The organism is Pseudomonas sp. DVZ6 (assembly GCF_024259445.1).
GTDB classification, from domain to species: domain Bacteria; phylum Pseudomonadota; class Gammaproteobacteria; order Pseudomonadales; family Pseudomonadaceae; genus Aquipseudomonas; species Aquipseudomonas peradeniyensis.
On the sequence record NZ_JANCLM010000053.1, the window covers coordinates 20151 to 36648 of the forward strand.

Consider the following 16498-nt stretch of genomic DNA (forward strand, 5'->3'; position numbering starts at 1 on the left):
TGTGCGCGTGGGGGGTACTGCGTGTTACTTACTTCTTGACTTCCCAGCCAGTCAGCTCGGCCAGGGCCTTGCCGATGTCAGCCAGGGAACGCACGGTTTTAACACCGGCGTCCTGCAGGGCGGCGAACTTCTCGTCCGCAGTACCCTTGCCACCGGAGATGATGGCGCCAGCGTGGCCCATGCGCTTGCCCGCAGGTGCGGTAACACCGGCGATGTAGGAAACGACAGGCTTGGTCACGTTGGCCTTGATGTAGGCCGCGGCTTCTTCTTCAGCGGAACCGCCGATCTCACCGATCATGACGATCGCTTCGGTCTTTGGATCTTCCTGGAACAGCTTCAGGATGTCGATGAAGTTGGAGCCCGGGATCGGGTCACCGCCGATGCCGACGCAGGTCGACTGGCCGAAGCCGGCGTCGGTGGTCTGCTTCACAGCTTCGTAGGTCAGGGTGCCGGAACGCGAAACGATACCGACCTTGCCTGGCAGGTGGATGTGACCCGGCATGATGCCGATCTTGCACTCGCCCGGAGTGATCACGCCTGGGCAGTTCGGGCCGATCAGGGTCACGCCCAGCTCGTCGCACTTGACCTTGGCGTCCAGCATGTCGAGGGTAGGAATACCCTCGGTGATGCAGACGATCAGCTTGATGCCACCGAAGGCGGCTTCCAGGATCGAGTCCTTGCAGAAAGGAGCCGGTACGTAGATGACCGACGCGTCAGCGCCGGTGGCTTCTACAGCTTCTTTCACAGTGTTGAACACCGGCAGGCCCAGGTGGGTGGTGCCACCCTTGCCCGGGGTGACGCCGCCGACCATCTTGGTGCCGTAGGCGATGGCTTGTTCGGAGTGGAAAGTACCCTGCGAGCCGGTGAAGCCCTGGCAGATGACTTTGGTGTCTTTATTGATCAGGACGCTCATTACTTGCCCTCCGCAGCTTTGACAACTTGTTGAGCAGCGTCGGTCAGGCTGGTTGCCGCAATGATGTTCAAACCGCTTTCTGCCAGTACTTTAGCGCCCAGTTCGGCGTTGTTGCCTTCGAGGCGAACGACAACCGGAACCTTGACGCCGACTTCTTTCACAGCGCCGATGATGCCTTCGGCAATCATGTCGCAGCGAACGATGCCGCCGAAGATGTTGACCAGGACGGCCGCGACATTGCTGTCGGACAGGATGATCTTGAACGCTTCGGTAACGCGCTCTTTGGTAGCGCCGCCGCCTACGTCGAGGAAGTTGGCTGGCTTGCCGCCGTGCAGGTTGACGATGTCCATGGTACCCATGGCCAGGCCGGCACCGTTGACCATGCAGCCGATGTTGCCTTCAAGGGCAACGTAGTTCAGTTCGAACTTGGCGGCGTGGGCTTCACGGGCGTCGTCCTGCGACGGGTCGTGGAAGGTCTTCAGCTTCGGCTGACGGTACATGGCGTTGGCGTCGATGTTGATCTTGGCATCGAGGCAGTGCAGATCGCCGTCGGCCTTGATCACCAGCGGGTTCACTTCCAGCAGGGCCAGATCGTGATCCTTGAACAGCTTGGCCAGGCCTACGAAGATCTTGGCGAACTGCTGAACTTGCTTGCCTTCCAGGCCCAGCTGGAACGCCAGCTCGCGACCCTGGAACGGCTGAGCGCCGACCAGCGGATCGATGGTGGCCTTGAGGATCTTCTCAGGAGTGTCGTGAGCGACTTTCTCGATGTCCACGCCACCTTCGGTGGAAGCCATGAACACGATGCGGCGGCTCGAACGATCGACTACAGCGCCCAGGTACAGCTCTTTGGCGATGTCAGTGCAGGATTCGACCAGGATCTTGGAAACTGGCTGACCATTGGCGTCGGTCTGGTAGGTAACCAGGTTCTTGCCAAGCCACTGGGCAGCGAACGCCTTGGCGTCTTCCTTGCTGCGAACCAGCTTGACGCCGCCCGCTTTACCGCGACCACCCGCGTGAACCTGGGCTTTTACAACCCACTCGGAACCGCCGATCTTGTCGCAGGCTTCTGCTGCAGCTTCAGGGGTGTCGACTGCGAAACCCTTGGAAACTGGCAGGCCGTATTCAGCGAACAGCTGCTTACCCTGATACTCGTGAAGATTCATGCTTTTTACCGTCTTCGTTAGGTACTGCGCTTCGGCGCTGCGCCATTACTGGCGCCGCACCACCTGTGACCGTTGACCCCGGGTTTTCCCATGTGATCCGGTCCGGCGGACGTTCCGCGGTGAGTCTTGCACGCAAGACCCACGACGGGCAGACCGCCGTGGTTTCTTATAATTAACGCTTCTTACGGTTGGCGACGTGAATGGCACCGCCATTCACCGCCAGCGCTGCTTCATGCAACGCTTCGGACAGGGTCGGATGGCTGAAGACCATCATGCCCAGATCCTCGGCACTGGTGCCGAATTCCATTGCGATCGCGCCCTGCTGTACCAGTTCGGCAGCCGACGGGCCAATCACGTGAACACCCAGGACGCGGTCGGTCTTGGCGTCGGCGATGACCTTGACGAAACCACCGGTATCGTTGGCTGCCATCGCACGGCCGCTGGCCGCGAACGGGAAGGTGCCTACGTTAACCTCAACACCCTCGGCCTTCAAGGCTTGTTCGGTCTTGCCGACCCACGCGATTTCCGGGTGGGTGTAGATGACCGACGGGATCAGGTCGTAGTTCATCTGGGCCTTGTGGCCCTTGATGCGCTCGACGACCATGATGCCCTCTTCCGAGGCCTTGTGCGCCAGCATCATGCCGCGCACCACGTCACCGATGGCGTAGACGCCCGGAACGCTGGTGGCGCAGTGGTCATCGACGAAGATGTAGCCACGCTCGTCGATGGTCACGCCGCTGTCGGCGGCCAGCAGGTCGGTGGTCACCGGACGACGGCCGACCGCGACGATCAGCTTGTCGAAGGTGATCTTCTGCTCGCCTTCGGCGTTGGTGTAGGTGACTTCGACTTCGTTGCCGTTGACTTTCGAGCCGGTGACGCGAGCGCCCAGCTTGATGTCCAGGCCTTGCTTGGTCAGGGTCTTCTGGGCTTCTTTCGACACGGCGGTGTCGGCAGCCATCAGGAAGGTGTCCAGGGCTTCCAGGACGGTGACTTCGGCACCCAGGCGAGCCCATACCGAGCCCAGTTCCAGGCCGATCACGCCGGCACCGATGACGCCCAGGCGCTTCGGTACGCTCTGGAATTCCAGGGCGCCGGTGGAGTCGACGATGACGTTCTGGTCGACCGGGGCCGGCGGAATGTCGATCGGACGCGAACCGGAGGCCAGGATCACGTTCTCGGCTTCGATGACTTCGGTGGTGCCGTCAGCCTTGGTGACTTCGACTTTCTTGCCGGCCAGCAGCTTGCCGTGGCCCTGGATCGAAGTGACGCCGTTGGCCTTGAACAGGGTGGCGACGCCACCGGTCAGGTTCTTGACGATGCCGGCCTTGCGGCCAACCATCGCGGCAACGTCCATCTTCACTTCACCAGTGGAGATACCGTGCACGTTGAAGCTCTCTTTGGCTTCCTTGTACTTCCAGGAGCTGTCCAGCAGCGCCTTGGACGGAATGCAACCCACGTTCAGGCAGGTGCCGCCCAGGGCCAGCTTGCCCTCGGCGTCGGTGTATTTCTCGATACAGGCAGTCTTCAGACCGAGTTGGGCAGCCTTGATGGCGGCAACATAGCCGCCAGGACCTGCACCAATCACCACTACGTCGAATTTCTGGGTCATAAAAGATTCCTTATCAGCTACAAGCTACAGGCCGCCTACCGCACGGCCCCGCCTCTTGCGAAGAGCGGGGCCGGCGGCGCGCGGCTAGTTGATTAGATGTCCAGCAGCAGGCGAGACGGATCTTCCAGCAGGTTCTTGATGGTCACCAGGAAGGTTACCGCTTCCTTGCCGTCGATCAGGCGGTGGTCATAGGACAGCGCCAGGTACATCATCGGGCGGATCACCACTTGGCCATTGATGGCCATCGGGCGCTGGATGATGTTGTGCATACCCAGGATCGCGGCCTGCGGCGGGTTGACGATCGGGGTCGACATCATCGAGCCGAAGGTACCACCGTTGGTGATGGTGAAGGTACCGCCAGTCATCTCTTCGATCGACAGCTTGCCGTCACGGGCTTTCTTGCCGAAGGTGGCGATGCCGTTCTCGATTTCGGCCAGGCTCATCGATTCGGCGTTGCGCAGCACCGGTACCACCAGGCCACGGTCGCTGGAGACGGCGACGCCGACGTCAGCAAAGCCGTGGTAGACGATGTCGTTGCCGTCGATCGAGGCGTTGACCGCCGGGAAGCGCTTCAGCGCCTCGGTGGCCGCCTTGACGAAGAACGACATGAAGCCCAGGCGCACGCCGTTGTGGGTCTTCTCGAACAGGTCCTTGTACTTCGAACGCAGGGCCATGACTTCGGTCATGTCGACTTCGTTGAAGGTGGTCAGCATGGCCATGTTCGACTGTGCTTCGACCAGACGCTCGGCGATCTTGGCGCGCAGGCGGGTCATCGGCACGCGCTTCTCGGTGCGGTCGCCAGCGGCGACGACGACCGGGGCAGCGGCAGCGGCGGCCGGCTTGGCAGCCGGTGCAGCGGCAGGGGCCGACTTCTTGTTGGCGACGGCAGCGACGACGTCTTCCTTGGTGATGCGACCGCCCTTGCCGGTGCCGGCAACGGTAGCCAGGTCGATGCCGTTCTCTTCAGCCAGCTTGCGCGCGGCTGGAGCGGCGACCGGGTCGTCTTCGCCAGCATCGGCGGCAGCGGCGGCCGGAGCAGCAGCGGCAGGCGCGGCAGCCGGAGCTGCGGCGGCGGCGCCACCTTCAACGATCGAGCCCAGGACTTCGTCGGACAGGACGGTGTCGCCCTCGCCCTTGACGATGGCGCCCAGCACGCCGTCGGCGGTGGCCAGGACTTCCAGGACGACCTTGTCGGTCTCGATGTCGACGATCAGCTCGTCACGCTTGACGGCGTCGCCCGGCTGCTTGTGCCAGGTGGCAACGGTGCCATCGGCAACCGATTCCGGGAAGGTTGGGGCTTTGATCTCGATAGCCATTATCTGTGTTTCCTTAAATTCGGTTTCAGGTGCGCGAGGCGTTAGACAGTGAAGGCGTCTTGCAGCAGTTTTTCCTGCTGTTCGGCGTGCTTCGATGCGTAACCACAGGCTGGCGCGGCGGAAGCGTCGCGACCGGCGTATTCCAGGACCAGCGCCTTGTTGTGGCGACCCAGGATACGGCGCATGTGGTGCTGGCTGCTGTACCAGGCGCCCTGGTTCATCGGCTCTTCCTGACACCACACTGCGTGCTTGAGGTTGGTGTAAGGCGCGAGGATTTCGACCAGGTCGTCCTCAGGGAACGGATACAGCTGCTCGATACGCACGATGGCGATATCTTCGCGGCCTTCGGCACGGCGTTTTTCCAGCAGATCGTAGTAGACCTTGCCACCGCACAGGACCAGGCGCTCGACCTTGGCCGGATCCAGGGTGTCGATTTCCGGGATCACGGTCTGGAACGAGCCATCGGCCAGGTCTTCCAGGGTCGAGATGGCCAGCTTGTGGCGCAGCAGCGACTTCGGCGTCAGCACGACCAGCGGTTTGCGCAGCGGACGGATGACCTGGCGACGCAGCAGGTGGTAGATCTGTGCCGGGGTGGTCGGCACGCAAACCTGGATGTTGTGCTCGGCGCACAGCTGCAGGTAGCGCTCCAGACGCGCGGAGGAGTGCTCCGGACCCTGGCCTTCATAGCCGTGCGGCAGCAGCATGGTCAGACCGCACAGGCGGCCCCACTTGTGCTCGCCACTGGTGATGAACTGGTCGATCACCACTTGCGCACCGTTGGCGAAGTCGCCGAACTGGGCTTCCCAGATCACCAGCGCGTTCGGCGTGGTGGTCGAGTAGCCGTATTCGAAGGCCAGTACCGCTTCTTCCGAGAGGAAGGAGTCGTACAGGTCGAAACGCGGCTGGCCCGGGAACAGGTTCTTCAGCGGCACGTAAGTGCTGGCGTCCTTCTGGTTGTGCAGCACCGCGTGACGGTGCGAGAAGGTGCCACGGCCGATGTCCTGGCCGGTCATGCGGATCGGGTGACCTTCGAACTGCAGGGTGGCGTAGGCCATGGTCTCTGCATAACCCCAGTTGATCGGCAAGCCACCGGCCTGCATCTTCTGACGGTCTTCGTAGATCTTCGCGACCTGGCGCTGGACGACGAAACCTTCAGGCAGCTCGAGCAGCTTGGCCGACAGCTCCTGCAGGGTCTTGAGGTCGAAGCGGGTGTCGTGACGCGCGGTCCAGGCGTGACCCAGGTACGGACGCCAGTCGACGAACAGTTCGCGGTTCGGCTCCTTGACCAGGCTCTTGACCACGTGCAGGCCGTTGTCCAGGGCGTTGCGGTACTCGTCGATCTTGGCCTGGGCGCGCTCGGCGTCGATGCGACCGGCGCTGATCAGTTGCTCGGCGTACAGCTCACGGGTGGTGCGCTGCTTGCTGATCTGCTGGTACATCAAAGGCTGGGTGCCGTTCGGCTCGTCGGCCTCGTTGTGGCCGCGACGACGGTAGCAGACCAGGTCGATGACCACGTCACGCTTGAACTGCATGCGGTAGTCGATGGCCAGCTGGGTGACGAACATCACCGCTTCCGGATCATCGCCGTTCACGTGCAGGATCGGCGCCTGGATCATCTTGGCAACGTCGGTGGCGTACTCGGTGGAGCGCGCGTCCAGCGGGTTGCTGATGGTGAAACCGACCTGGTTGTTGATCACGATGTGCACGGTGCCGCCGGTCTTGAAACCGCGGGTCTGCGACATCTGGAAGGTTTCCATGACCACACCCTGGCCGGCGAATGCTGCGTCACCGTGGATGGAGATCGGCAGGACCTTGTCGCCAACGGTGTCGTTGCGGCGATCCTGGCGGGCGCGAACCGAACCTTCCACCACTGGCGAGACGATTTCCAGGTGGGAGGGGTTGAACGCCATGGCCAGGTGGACTTCGCCACCGGGAGTCATCACGTTGGAGGAGAAGCCCTGGTGATACTTCACGTCACCGGAGCCCAGCTCGTTCATCTTCTTGCCTTCGAACTCGTCGAACAGCTCGCGCGGGTTCTTGCCGAAGGTGTTGACGAGCACGTTGAGGCGGCCACGGTGGGCCATGCCGATCACGACTTCCTTGGTGCCGTAGGAACCGGAGCGCTGGATCATTTCGTCCAGCATCGGGATCAGGCTTTCGCCACCCTCGAGGCCGAAGCGCTTGGTGCCCGGGTACTTGGTGCCCAGGTACTTCTCCAGGCCCTCACCGGCCGTGACGCGCTCGAGCAGGTGAGCCTGCACGTCGGCGGAGAATTCCGGACGGCCACGTACGCTTTCCAGGCGCTGCTGGAACCAGCTGCGCTGCTCGGAATCGACGATGTGGGTGAACTCGGCGCCAATGGTGCGACAATATGTCTTCTGCAGCGCTTCGAAGATTTCGCGTAGGCTCGCTTCCTCTTTGCCGATGAACAGGTCGCCGGCACGGAAGGTCGTATCAAGATCGGCATTGGTCAAGCCGTAGTGATTGATCGACAGGTCTACGGGCGCAGGACGCTGCCACAACCCCAACGGGTCGAGCTTGGCAGCCTGATGGCCGCGCATACGATAGGCCTGGATCAGTCGCAGCACTTCAACCTGCTTCTTCTCGTGTTCACTGCTCACGCTCCCGGCGGATACCGGTTGGGCGCGGCGCTGGTTCTTTGCCAGCAGTACGAAATGGTCGCGGATCGTCGAGTGCGATACATCGGTAGCGGTGCTGCCGTCGGCGGGCAACTTCTGGAAGTAAGTGCGCCACTCTTCTGGCACAGCGTTAGGGTCGTGCAGGTAGAGCTCATAAAGCTCTTCCACATATGCAGCGTTACCACCTGAAAGGTGGGCGCTATCCCACATGCGCTGCATCACGCTTTCTTGCATGCTTGGTCACCCTCGGTTAGGGGACTGATCGGCGAGAGCCACAGCAAACCTGGAAAAGTCCGAACACAGCGACTGAACCACGCCACCTGGATCCTGCTGATTTTCCGGGTACCAGCCCGGAAGCCCCTGCTGGTCTCATATCTTCATAGGTAATGAGCGCGGGCTTTTTGGGCCCTTGCTCGGGTTTTACCTCAGTGCGGGCTCACCACCCGCACCTCGGCTTACTGCAGGTACAACGCTTTGAATCAGGTGCCGCTTTGCAGCAGCATGTTACGTACGTGGCCGATTGCCTTGGTCGGATTCAGACCTTTCGGGCAAACGTTCACGCAGTTCATGATCCCGCGGCAGCGGAATACGCTGAACGGGTCATCCAGGGACGCCAGGCGCTCCTGAGTCTTGGTGTCACGGCTGTCGGCCAGGAAGCGATAGGCCTGCAGCAGTGCGGCGGGGCCCAGGAACTTGTCCGGGTTCCACCAGAACGACGGGCAGGAGGTCGAGCAGCAGGCGCACAGGATGCACTCGTACAGACCGTCCAGCTTGTCGCGATCTTCCGGCGACTGCAGACGCTCGATGGCCGGGGCCGGCGTGTCGTTCTGCAGGAAAGGCTTCACCTTCTCGTACTGCTTGTAGAAGATGCTCATATCGACCACCAGGTCACGAATGACCGGCAGGCCAGGCAGCGGACGCAGGACCAGCTTGTTGCCCTTGACCACACCCGACAGCGGGGTGATGCAGGCCAGGCCGTTCTTGCCGTTCATGTTCATGCCATCGGAACCGCACACGCCTTCACGGCAGGAGCGACGGTACGAGAAGCCCTCGTCCTTTTCCTTGATCAGCGCCAGCACGTCCAGAACCATCAGGTCCTTGCCGCCGGTATCGACGTCGAACGACTCCATCTTGGGCGCCGAGTCGGTGTCGGGGTTGTAACGATAAACTTCGACTTTCAACATAGCAGCCACCCTTAGTAAGTCCGGACTTTTGGTTCGAAGGCAGGAACTGTCTTCGGCGCAAAGTTGACGCCACGCTTGGCAACGCGCTTCTCACCCGGGTAGTACAGGGTGTGGCACAGCCAGTTCTCGTCGTCACGGTCTTCGAAGTCTTCACGGGCGTGCGCGCCGCGGGACTCTTTACGGGCTTCAGCGGCAATGGCGGTCGCTTCGGCGACTTCCAGCAGGTTCTGCAGCTCCAGCGCTTCGATACGCGCGGTGTTGAAGGCCTGGGACTTGTCGTTGATCTTGACGTTGGCGATGCGGTCACGCAGGCCAGCCAGCTGCTCGATACCCTTCTGCATGTATTCGCCGGTACGGAATACACCGAAGTAGTTCTGCATGCAGCTTTGCAGTTCGCGCTTCAGGCTTGCCACGTCTTCACCGCTGGTACGCTCATTGAGCTTGTTCAGGCGGTTCAGGGCAACATCGACGTCGGTGTCGCTGGCATCGCGGTACTCGACGCCTTCGGTCAGCGCCTTTTCCAGGTGCAGGCCGGCGGCACGGCCGAACACCACCAGGTCGAGCAGCGAGTTGCCGCCCAGGCGGTTGGCACCATGGACCGATACGCACGCCACCTCACCGACCGCGAACAGGCCCGGAATGATGTGGTCCTTGCCTTCGGCGTCCATGGTGATGGCCTGGCCATGAATGTTGGTGGCAACGCCGCCCATCATGTAGTGGCAGGTCGGAACGACCGGGACCGGCGCGACCACAGGGTCGACGTGGGCGAAGGTCTTGGACAGCTCGCAGATACCTGGCAGGCGGCTGTGCAGCACTTCCTCGCCCAGGTGATCCAGCTTCAGCAGCACGTGGTCCTTGTTCGGGCCCACGCCGTTGCCGGCGATGATCTCTTTGACCATGGAACGGGCAACCACGTCGCGGCCAGCCAGGTCTTTCGCGTTCGGCGCATAACGCTCCATGAAGCGCTCGCCGTGGGCGTTGATCAGGTAGCCACCTTCACCACGGCAACCTTCGGTTACCAGTACACCGGCGCCGGCGATGCCGGTCGGGTGGAACTGCCACATCTCGATGTCCTGCACCGGTACACCGGCACGCAGCGCCATGCCGATACCGTCGCCGGTATTGATCAGGGCGTTGGTGGTGGAGGCGTAGATACGGCCCGCACCGCCAGTCGCCAGCACGGTGGCCTTGGACTTGATGTACATGGTTTCGCCGGTTTCGATGCAGATCGCGATCACACCGACGAAGGCGCCGTCCTGGTTCTTCACCAGGTCGACGGCGTAGTACTCGTTGAGGAAGGTGGTGCCTGCCTTCAGGTTGCCCTGGTACAGGGTGTGCAGCAGCGCGTGACCGGTACGGTCGGAAGCGGCGCAGGTACGGGCGGCCTGGCCACCTTTACCGAAGTCCTTGGACTGGCCACCGAACGGACGCTGATAGATGCGACCGGTCTCGGTACGCGAGAACGGCAGACCCATGTGGTCCAGCTCGAAGACCGCGGCCGGGCCTTCCTGACACATGTACTCGATCGCGTCCTGGTCACCGATGTAGTCGGAACCCTTGACGGTGTCGTACATGTGCCAGCGCCAGTCGTCATTCGGGTCGGCCGAAGCGATGGCGCAGGTGATGCCGCCCTGGGCGGAAACGGTGTGCGAACGAGTCGGGAACACCTTGGTGACTACGGCAGTCTTGTGGCCGCCTTGAGCCAGCTGCAGCGCTGCGCGCATGCCAGCGCCGCCGCCACCGATAATGATGGCGTCGAAGGAAATCGTAGGAATGTTAGCCATGAATCAGATACCCCAGAGAATCTGCACACCCCAGACGAAGTAAGCGAACATCGCTACGCCGCATACCGCCTGGAACAGGAAACGAATCGCAGTCGCCGACTTGCCGAACGCCATCGGCGTCAGGTAGTCGGTGGCAATGGTCCACATGCCGACCCAGGCGTGGGCGCCCAGGGCAACGAGGGCCAGCAGACTGAAGATGCGCATCGCGTTGTTGGTGAACAGAGCGTGCCACTGGGCGTAGTCGATGCCCGGGTGGGCGGCGAGGTAGCCGATCAGGAAGATGAAGTAAGCCGCGAGAACGACCGCCGAGACGCGCTGCGCCATCCAGTCGTAGAGGCCCGAACGCGACAGGTTCGTGACGTTAGTTACCATACCCAAACTCCTGCCAGAACGATCAGCACCACGGAGATGACGATCACGATTTTCGAGCCCAGCTTGCCGCCTTCCAGCGTCTCACCGATGCCCATGTCCATGATCAGGTGGCGCACACCTGCCACGAGGTGATACAGCAGGCCGGACAGCAGGCCCCAGGTCACCAGTTTGGCCAGCGGACTGGTCAGACACGCCTTCACCTCGGCAAAGCCTTCCTCGCTACCCAGCGACTTGCCCAGTGCGTAAAGCATGATGGCAAGGCCGAGGAACAGGATGACGCCGGAGATACGGTGAAGAATGGACGTGTACGCGGTGATCGGGAGTTTGATGGTCCTTAGGTCTAGGTTTACAGGTCGTTGGCTTTTCACGGCTTTTTTCACACTGAAGAGCCCCTAGCTAACAGGGCAAAGTTGTTGGTAAGTGTACTGGTCAGGTACCCACCACCCAGGAGAGCGACGACACCCAGCAGGGCGGGCTTGAAAGCCCCTGGGAGTCGGCTGCCGAGTATAGACAGTTAGGCTGCTTATGACAACGTGAGGGGCTCGCCCAAATAGCGCATTGCCTTTAGTGAACAAAAGGCGTAAACGGGCGAGAATTTCGTGAAAAACCAGGCTTCAAGGGGCGTTTCAACCAGCCTTTAGGCAAATTGACATTCGAATTTATCCCTCTATAGTGGTGCGGGCCCTGCGTGGGGGGTCTGTCTGATGATTTCAAGCATTAATAGGAGGCCACATGGCTGACAAAAAAGCGCAGTTGATCATCGAGGGCGCTGCCCCCGTCGAGCTGCCCATTTTAACCGGCACCGTTGGTCCCGATGTTATCGACGTCCGCGGGTTGGGGGCATCCGGCCACTTCACCTTCGACCCCGGCTTCATGGCGACCGCCTCGTGCGAGTCGAAGATCACCTATATTGACGGCGACAAGGGCATCCTGCTGCACCGCGGCTACCCGATCGAACAGCTCGCCGAACAGTCGGACTACCTCGAGACCTGCTACCTGCTGCTCAACGGCGAACTGCCGAATGCCGAGCAGAAGGCCCAGTTCGTCAGCACCGTGAAGAACCACACCATGGTTCACGAACAGTTGAAGTCGTTCTTCAACGGCTTCCGCCGCGACGCCCACCCGATGGCGGTGATGTGCGGCGTGGTCGGCGCCCTGTCGGCGTTCTATCACGACTCGCTGGACATCAATAACCCGCAGCACCGCGAAATCTCCGCGGTGCGCCTGGTCGCCAAGATGCCGACCCTGGCCGCGATGGTCTACAAGTACTCCATGGGCCAGCCCATGATGTACCCGCGCAACGACCTGTCGTACGCGGAGAACTTCCTGCACATGATGTTCAACACCCCGTGCGAGATCAAACCGATCAGCCCGGTGCTGGCCAAGGCAATGGACCGGATCTTCATCCTCCACGCCGACCACGAGCAGAACGCCTCCACCTCCACCGTGCGCCTGGCGGGCTCCTCGGGCGCCAACCCGTTCGCCTGTATCGCCGCCGGCATCGCCGCACTGTGGGGCCCGGCCCACGGCGGCGCGAACGAAGCGGTACTGACCATGCTCGATGAAATCGGCGATGTCTCGAACATCGACAAGTTCATCGCCAAGGCCAAGGACAAGAACGACCCGTTCAAGCTCATGGGCTTCGGTCACCGCGTGTACAAGAACCGCGACCCGCGCGCCACCGTGATGAAGCAGACCTGCGACGAAGTCCTCAGCGAACTCGGCATCAAGAACGATCCGCAGCTGGAACTGGCCATGCGCCTGGAAGAGATCGCCCTGACCGATCCGTACTTCGTCGAGCGCTCGCTGTACCCGAACGTCGACTTCTACTCGGGCATCATCCTCAAGGCCATCGGCATTCCGACCAGCATGTTCACCGTGATCTTCGCCCTGGCACGCACCGTGGGCTGGATCTCGCACTGGAAGGAAATGCTCTCCAGCCCGTACAAGATCGGCCGTCCGCGCCAGCTGTACACCGGTTACGAGCAGCGTGACATCGTTGAGCTGAAGGACCGCAAGTAAGCCTCTCGGTTGAACGCAAAAAGGCTGCCCTCGGGCAGCCTTTTTTGTTCCGGCCTATATACCCTTCCCCTGTGTAGGAGCGGCCTTGCCGAGGCGTCGGACCGGCCGGAAAGGGCTGCACAGCAGCCCCAGGATCTCGTGCCAGACTCAGAATCGCCGGGGCTGCTGCGCAGCCCTTTCGCGGCACAAGGCCGCTCCTACACAGGGAACACGCCAGCCTTTAGTTCTTCTCGGCGCGCTCCTTCAATCCCTTCAGGGTATTGAACGGTGCATCGACCACGAACTTGTTGGCCAGCCACGACGGCACGCTGCCACCCGGCTCGGTGTGCACCTGGTAGGTCACCTCGGTGCTGTCACCCTTGGGCACCAGCTTCCAGAAGCCTTCCACCTGGGCGACACGCACGAAGCCCTTTTCCTCCGGCAGATACGTCGGCTCTTCCTTAAGCTTGCGGGTCAGGCTGCCATCAGCCTCCTGGACCGTGGTCACATGCAGGATCGAATCCCGCGGCGTCACCGGCCAGGGCGTGTTGAACTGGGTGTAGGTCCAGCTCTGGTCACCTTCGCTTTTGAGCAGCTTCTGCGACTTGCACTCGTGGATCCAGGCACAGGCCCCCACCACGTCTTCCTGCAGCGCCTTGACCTTGGCCAGCGGCGCCTTGATCACGGTCACGCCGCGATAGGCCTTGTACTTCGAGCCGGCCACCTCGCTGAGGGAAACCTTGATCCCCTCCTCGTCCTTGGCCACCTGCCAGTTCTCGGCCCAGGCCGTCGGTGCCAGCAGGACGCCCATGCCACACAGCAGTGCAATACCTTTGATCGATCTCATCATCTTGTTCCTTGTTGTCGAAGATCCAACCTGTCACGCCGCCGTCATCTGCTCCAGCCACCCGATGATACGGATGGCCTCGTCACGATCGTTGCCACAGATGTCCGCTTCCGCCTTGAAGCCACCACACACCTGCGGCCGCTCGGGCCTGCCGAACAGCGCACAGAGGTTTTCGACATTCAGGTGCAGGCAGCGTTCGCCGGCCGGCTTGCCCTGCGGCATGCCAGGGATCGGCGAACTGATGGACGGGGCGATGCAGCAGGCACCGCAGCCCTCGCGGCATTTCATGACAACAGGTCTCCCAGGAGCAAAACGGGACGAACGTCCCTGGATACTAACCGCTCAAACATATGTTTGAAATTGCCGGACGGATGAAATCACCCATGACCCGGCAGTCAGTTGCGGAATTCGAATTCGATGGCTGCGCCCTCCACGTCCCGCCGACTGTCGTTGCGCAGCTGCAACTGCATTTCGTTGCTGATCAGCCGGCCGTTGAGCTGGAACGGACTGCTGTCGGATTCGGGCTTGGTGGGGAACATCGAGGGCAACAGCGGCTTGCGCACCACCGGCCCGTCGCCGAGGTCCGGCTCGAGATGCTTGACCATGTCCCTGGGCAGGCTCAGGTCGATCTTCGGCTGGGGCAGCGGTTTGGCGACGGCCTTGCTGACAGCCCTGGCCTTCGGCTTGGGCTTGGGCTTCGCCTTGGTTACCGGCTTGGCCTGCGGTTTGGCCGGGGCCTTGCTGGACGCCTTGTTCGCCGGTTTGTGCACACCCTGCGCCTTGGCCGCCGGTTCGGCAGCCTGCACCGCACCGACCGACAGCCAGGGCAAGGCGAAACACAGGGCGATGACGAGAGGACGAAACAGATTCATGGGTACCAGGAACGCAAGCAGTAAAGCGCGTATGCTCCCTGTTCCCGGCTCGTCTGACAAGCCTACAACAGCATGCCGTTCGATTCCCGGCACAATTGCTGGGCCAGCAACCCCAGCGTCATCACTGCACGCTCAGCCTCCCGATTCCAGGGAATACCGCAATTGAGCCGGATACAGTGGTTGAACTGCTCGGTATTGCTGAAGATCAGCCCGGGGGCAATGCTGATGCCCTGCTCCAACGCCCGCACATGCAGTTCCTGGGTATTGACCCGCCCCGGCAGACTGACCCAGAGAATGAAGCCACCGGTGGGCCGGGTCATCTGCGTGCCTTCCGGGAAGTGCTGCTGCACCGCCAGTTGGTAAGCGCTGAGGTTCTTGCGGTATTCCTGTCGGATGAAGCGCAAATGCCGATCGTAGCCACCATTCTCCAGGTAGGCGGCCACCGCCATCTGCGTGACGCTGCACGCCGAGTGGGTAGTGAAGGTCTGCAGTCGCTGGATCTCGTCCTGATAGCGCCCGGCGATCATCCAGCCGACCCGCACTCCCGGCGACAAGGTCTTGGAGAAGCTCGAGCAGTAGATCACCCGGTCCAGCCGATCGAACGCCTTGAGCGACTTGGTGCGCCCTTGCTCGAACATCAGCTCGCCGTAGATATCATCCTCGACAATCTGGATGTCGAAATCCGAGGCCAGGCGCAACAACTGTTTCTGCCGCTCTTCGGGAATGGTGCCACCCAGCGGGTTGCTCAACCGCGCCGTCAGCACCAGGGCCTTGATCGACCACTGGTTGGCGGCCAGTTGCAGGGCCTCCAGGCTGATGCCGGTGGAGGGATCGCTGGGGATTTCGATGACCTTGAGCCCGAGCAGGTCCGCCAGTTGCAGCAGCCCATAGTAGGTAGGCGATTCGGCGGCGATCAGGTCGCCCGGCCGGGTCAGGACCCGCAGCGACATCTGCAGGGCATCGACGCAACCATGAGTCACCACCACTTCACGGGGATCGACCAGTACACCAGCATCGCGCATGCGGATGGCGATCTGCCGGCGCAGCGGCTCGAAGCCGGGGCTGAACATGTAGCTGAAGGCACGCGGACTATGGAAGCGCGTCACCTTGGCCAACTGCTGGTGCAGGGCGCGCACGGGCAAGTAGTCGACATGGGGCACCGCCGCGCCGAAGGGAAAGACGCCATCGCGGCGCGCCTCGACCAGTACCTGCTGGATAATGCTCGCCCGGGTGACCAGCCCGGGGCGCTCGACCCGGGCGATATCCGGGGTCTGCGCCGTCAGCGCCGGAGTCTGGTGGACATAGTAGCCCGACTGCGGCCGGGCACGGATCAGGCCCTGGTCCTCGAGATTGGCATAAGCCTGCAGCACGGTGGCGTGGCTGACATTGAGCTGGGCGCTCATCTTGCGTACCGACGGCACCCGTTCGCCCGGCTGGTAGACACCCCGGCGGATGTCATCGGCCAGTTGCTGGGCGATACGCTGGTACAGCAGCAGGTTGGTCATGGCGTGTTCTCGAAGCGCGGACGGGATCGTTGTTCTTGTGCGACTCACTGCCGAGGCAGAATACCGTAACAGTTGCGAAGTGTACTGGGACAGATCGCAGGATAGTCAACAATACAGTTGCGTGACAGAGAAACGATCGATGTTTGAGTCGGCGCGCCGACGAACGCACAGAGTGGTGACACTGCCCGCCGTTGCCGTTGCCGTTGCCGTTGCCGTTGCCGTTGCCGATCGAGAGTCTAGCGCCACACCCAGCTAGCGACAGCTGCGCCAGTCCAGGCGCCGCCCGTACC

At 61.9% G+C, this 16498-nt stretch carries 14 protein-coding genes; 1 reads left to right on the forward strand and 13 read right to left on the reverse strand.

The window, feature by feature from the left end; all coding sequences use genetic code 11:
- Positions 1–28: 28 nt before the first annotated feature.
- The 9 genes from sucD to sdhC all read right to left on the reverse strand — a co-directional run bounded on the left by sucD (position 29) and on the right by sdhC (position 11363).
- Positions 29–913 carry a succinate--CoA ligase subunit alpha gene (sucD, locus tag NMG10_RS23785; protein WP_004376004.1) on the reverse strand — a complete coding sequence of 295 codons (885 nt, stop codon included), beginning with the start codon at positions 911–913 and terminating at the stop codon, positions 29–31.
- Positions 913–2079: an ADP-forming succinate--CoA ligase subunit beta gene (sucC, locus tag NMG10_RS23790; RefSeq protein ID WP_023629628.1), complete on the reverse strand. Its 1167-nt coding sequence runs from the start codon at positions 2077–2079 to the stop codon at positions 913–915. The genes sucD and sucC overlap by 1 nt, the downstream gene beginning before the upstream one ends.
- Before the next feature lie 172 nt (positions 2080–2251).
- Positions 2252–3688 (reverse strand): dihydrolipoyl dehydrogenase, encoded by a 1437-nt coding sequence (lpdA, locus tag NMG10_RS23795; RefSeq protein ID WP_028690460.1) that lies wholly within the window; start codon positions 3686–3688, stop codon positions 2252–2254.
- A gap of 92 nt (positions 3689–3780) precedes the next feature.
- Positions 3781–5004 carry a 2-oxoglutarate dehydrogenase complex dihydrolipoyllysine-residue succinyltransferase gene (odhB, locus tag NMG10_RS23800; RefSeq protein WP_110739477.1) on the reverse strand — a complete coding sequence of 408 codons (1224 nt, stop codon included), beginning with the start codon at positions 5002–5004 and terminating at the stop codon, positions 3781–3783.
- 41 nt (positions 5005–5045) lie between these two features.
- Positions 5046–7877, reverse strand: coding sequence for a 2-oxoglutarate dehydrogenase E1 component (locus tag NMG10_RS23805; RefSeq protein WP_186734737.1), 2832 nt, complete (start codon positions 7875–7877; stop codon positions 5046–5048).
- 245 nt (positions 7878–8122) lie between these two features.
- A complete protein-coding gene (locus NMG10_RS23810) occupies positions 8123–8827 on the reverse strand; it encodes a succinate dehydrogenase iron-sulfur subunit (RefSeq protein WP_012315348.1) in 705 nt (234 codons plus the stop codon).
- A gap of 11 nt (positions 8828–8838) precedes the next feature.
- Entirely contained in the window at positions 8839–10611 is a 1773-nt protein-coding gene (gene sdhA, locus NMG10_RS23815) for a succinate dehydrogenase flavoprotein subunit (protein WP_023628895.1), read from the reverse strand.
- Positions 10612–10614: 3 nt separating this feature from the next.
- Complete coding sequence (gene sdhD / locus NMG10_RS23820; RefSeq protein ID WP_023628896.1) at positions 10615–10983, reverse strand: succinate dehydrogenase, hydrophobic membrane anchor protein; 369 nt, start codon at positions 10981–10983, stop codon at positions 10615–10617.
- Positions 10977–11363 carry a succinate dehydrogenase, cytochrome b556 subunit gene (gene sdhC, locus NMG10_RS23825; protein ID WP_011534755.1) on the reverse strand — a complete coding sequence of 129 codons (387 nt, stop codon included), beginning with the start codon at positions 11361–11363 and terminating at the stop codon, positions 10977–10979. Before sdhC ends, sdhD begins: the two co-directional genes overlap by 7 nt.
- Before the next feature lie 352 nt (positions 11364–11715).
- On the opposite strand from sdhC, the gene gltA reads away from it, so the two are divergent.
- On the forward strand, positions 11716–13005 hold the full coding sequence (gene gltA / locus NMG10_RS23830) for a citrate synthase (protein ID WP_203651814.1): 1290 nt from the start codon (positions 11716–11718) through the stop codon (positions 13003–13005).
- Between the two features lie 220 nt (positions 13006–13225).
- Here the strand turns inward: gltA and NMG10_RS23835 are convergent, their stop codons facing one another.
- The 4 genes from NMG10_RS23835 to NMG10_RS23850 all read right to left on the reverse strand — a co-directional run bounded on the left by NMG10_RS23835 (position 13226) and on the right by NMG10_RS23850 (position 16208).
- The gene (locus tag NMG10_RS23835) at positions 13226–13831 is read right to left on the reverse strand and encodes an START domain-containing protein (RefSeq protein ID WP_254465238.1); all 606 of its coding nucleotides are present in this window, start codon (positions 13829–13831) and stop codon (positions 13226–13228) included.
- Positions 13832–13864: 33 nt separating this feature from the next.
- Entirely contained in the window at positions 13865–14119 is a 255-nt protein-coding gene (locus NMG10_RS23840) for a YkgJ family cysteine cluster protein (protein WP_203651810.1), read from the reverse strand.
- Positions 14120–14226: 107 nt separating this feature from the next.
- On the reverse strand, positions 14227–14703 hold the full coding sequence (locus NMG10_RS23845; RefSeq protein ID WP_203651808.1) for a hypothetical protein: 477 nt from the start codon (positions 14701–14703) through the stop codon (positions 14227–14229).
- 62 nt (positions 14704–14765) lie between these two features.
- The gene (locus NMG10_RS23850) at positions 14766–16208 is read right to left on the reverse strand and encodes a PLP-dependent aminotransferase family protein (protein WP_203651806.1); all 1443 of its coding nucleotides are present in this window, start codon (positions 16206–16208) and stop codon (positions 14766–14768) included.
- Positions 16209–16498: the final 290 nt, after the last annotated feature.

Bases quoted from the DNA above. Each gene is read 5' to 3' on its own strand.
- NMG10_RS23845 (WP_203651808.1), bottom strand. From the start codon at position 14,703: ATGAATCTGTTTCGTCCTCTCGTCATCGCCCTGTGTTTCGCCTTGCCC.
- gltA (WP_203651814.1), top strand. From the start codon at position 11,716: ATGGCTGACAAAAAAGCGCAGTTGATCATCGAGGGCGCTGCCCCCGTC.
- NMG10_RS23810 (WP_012315348.1), bottom strand. From the start codon at position 8,827: ATGTTGAAAGTCGAAGTTTATCGTTACAACCCCGACACCGACTCGGCG.
- sucD (WP_004376004.1), bottom strand. From the start codon at position 913: ATGAGCGTCCTGATCAATAAAGACACCAAAGTCATCTGCCAGGGCTTC.
- sucC (WP_023629628.1), bottom strand. From the start codon at position 2,079: ATGAATCTTCACGAGTATCAGGGTAAGCAGCTGTTCGCTGAATACGGC.
- odhB (WP_110739477.1), bottom strand. From the start codon at position 5,004: ATGGCTATCGAGATCAAAGCCCCAACCTTCCCGGAATCGGTTGCCGAT.
- NMG10_RS23840 (WP_203651810.1), bottom strand. From the start codon at position 14,119: ATGAAATGCCGCGAGGGCTGCGGTGCCTGCTGCATCGCCCCGTCCATC.
- sdhD (WP_023628896.1), bottom strand. From the start codon at position 10,983: ATGGTAACTAACGTCACGAACCTGTCGCGTTCGGGCCTCTACGACTGG.
- NMG10_RS23850 (WP_203651806.1), bottom strand. From the start codon at position 16,208: ATGACCAACCTGCTGCTGTACCAGCGTATCGCCCAGCAACTGGCCGAT.
- NMG10_RS23805 (WP_186734737.1), bottom strand. From the start codon at position 7,877: ATGCAAGAAAGCGTGATGCAGCGCATGTGGGATAGCGCCCACCTTTCA.
- NMG10_RS23835 (WP_254465238.1), bottom strand. From the start codon at position 13,831: ATGAGATCGATCAAAGGTATTGCACTGCTGTGTGGCATGGGCGTCCTG.
- sdhA (WP_023628895.1), bottom strand. From the start codon at position 10,611: ATGGCTAACATTCCTACGATTTCCTTCGACGCCATCATTATCGGTGGC.
- lpdA (WP_028690460.1), bottom strand. From the start codon at position 3,688: ATGACCCAGAAATTCGACGTAGTGGTGATTGGTGCAGGTCCTGGCGGC.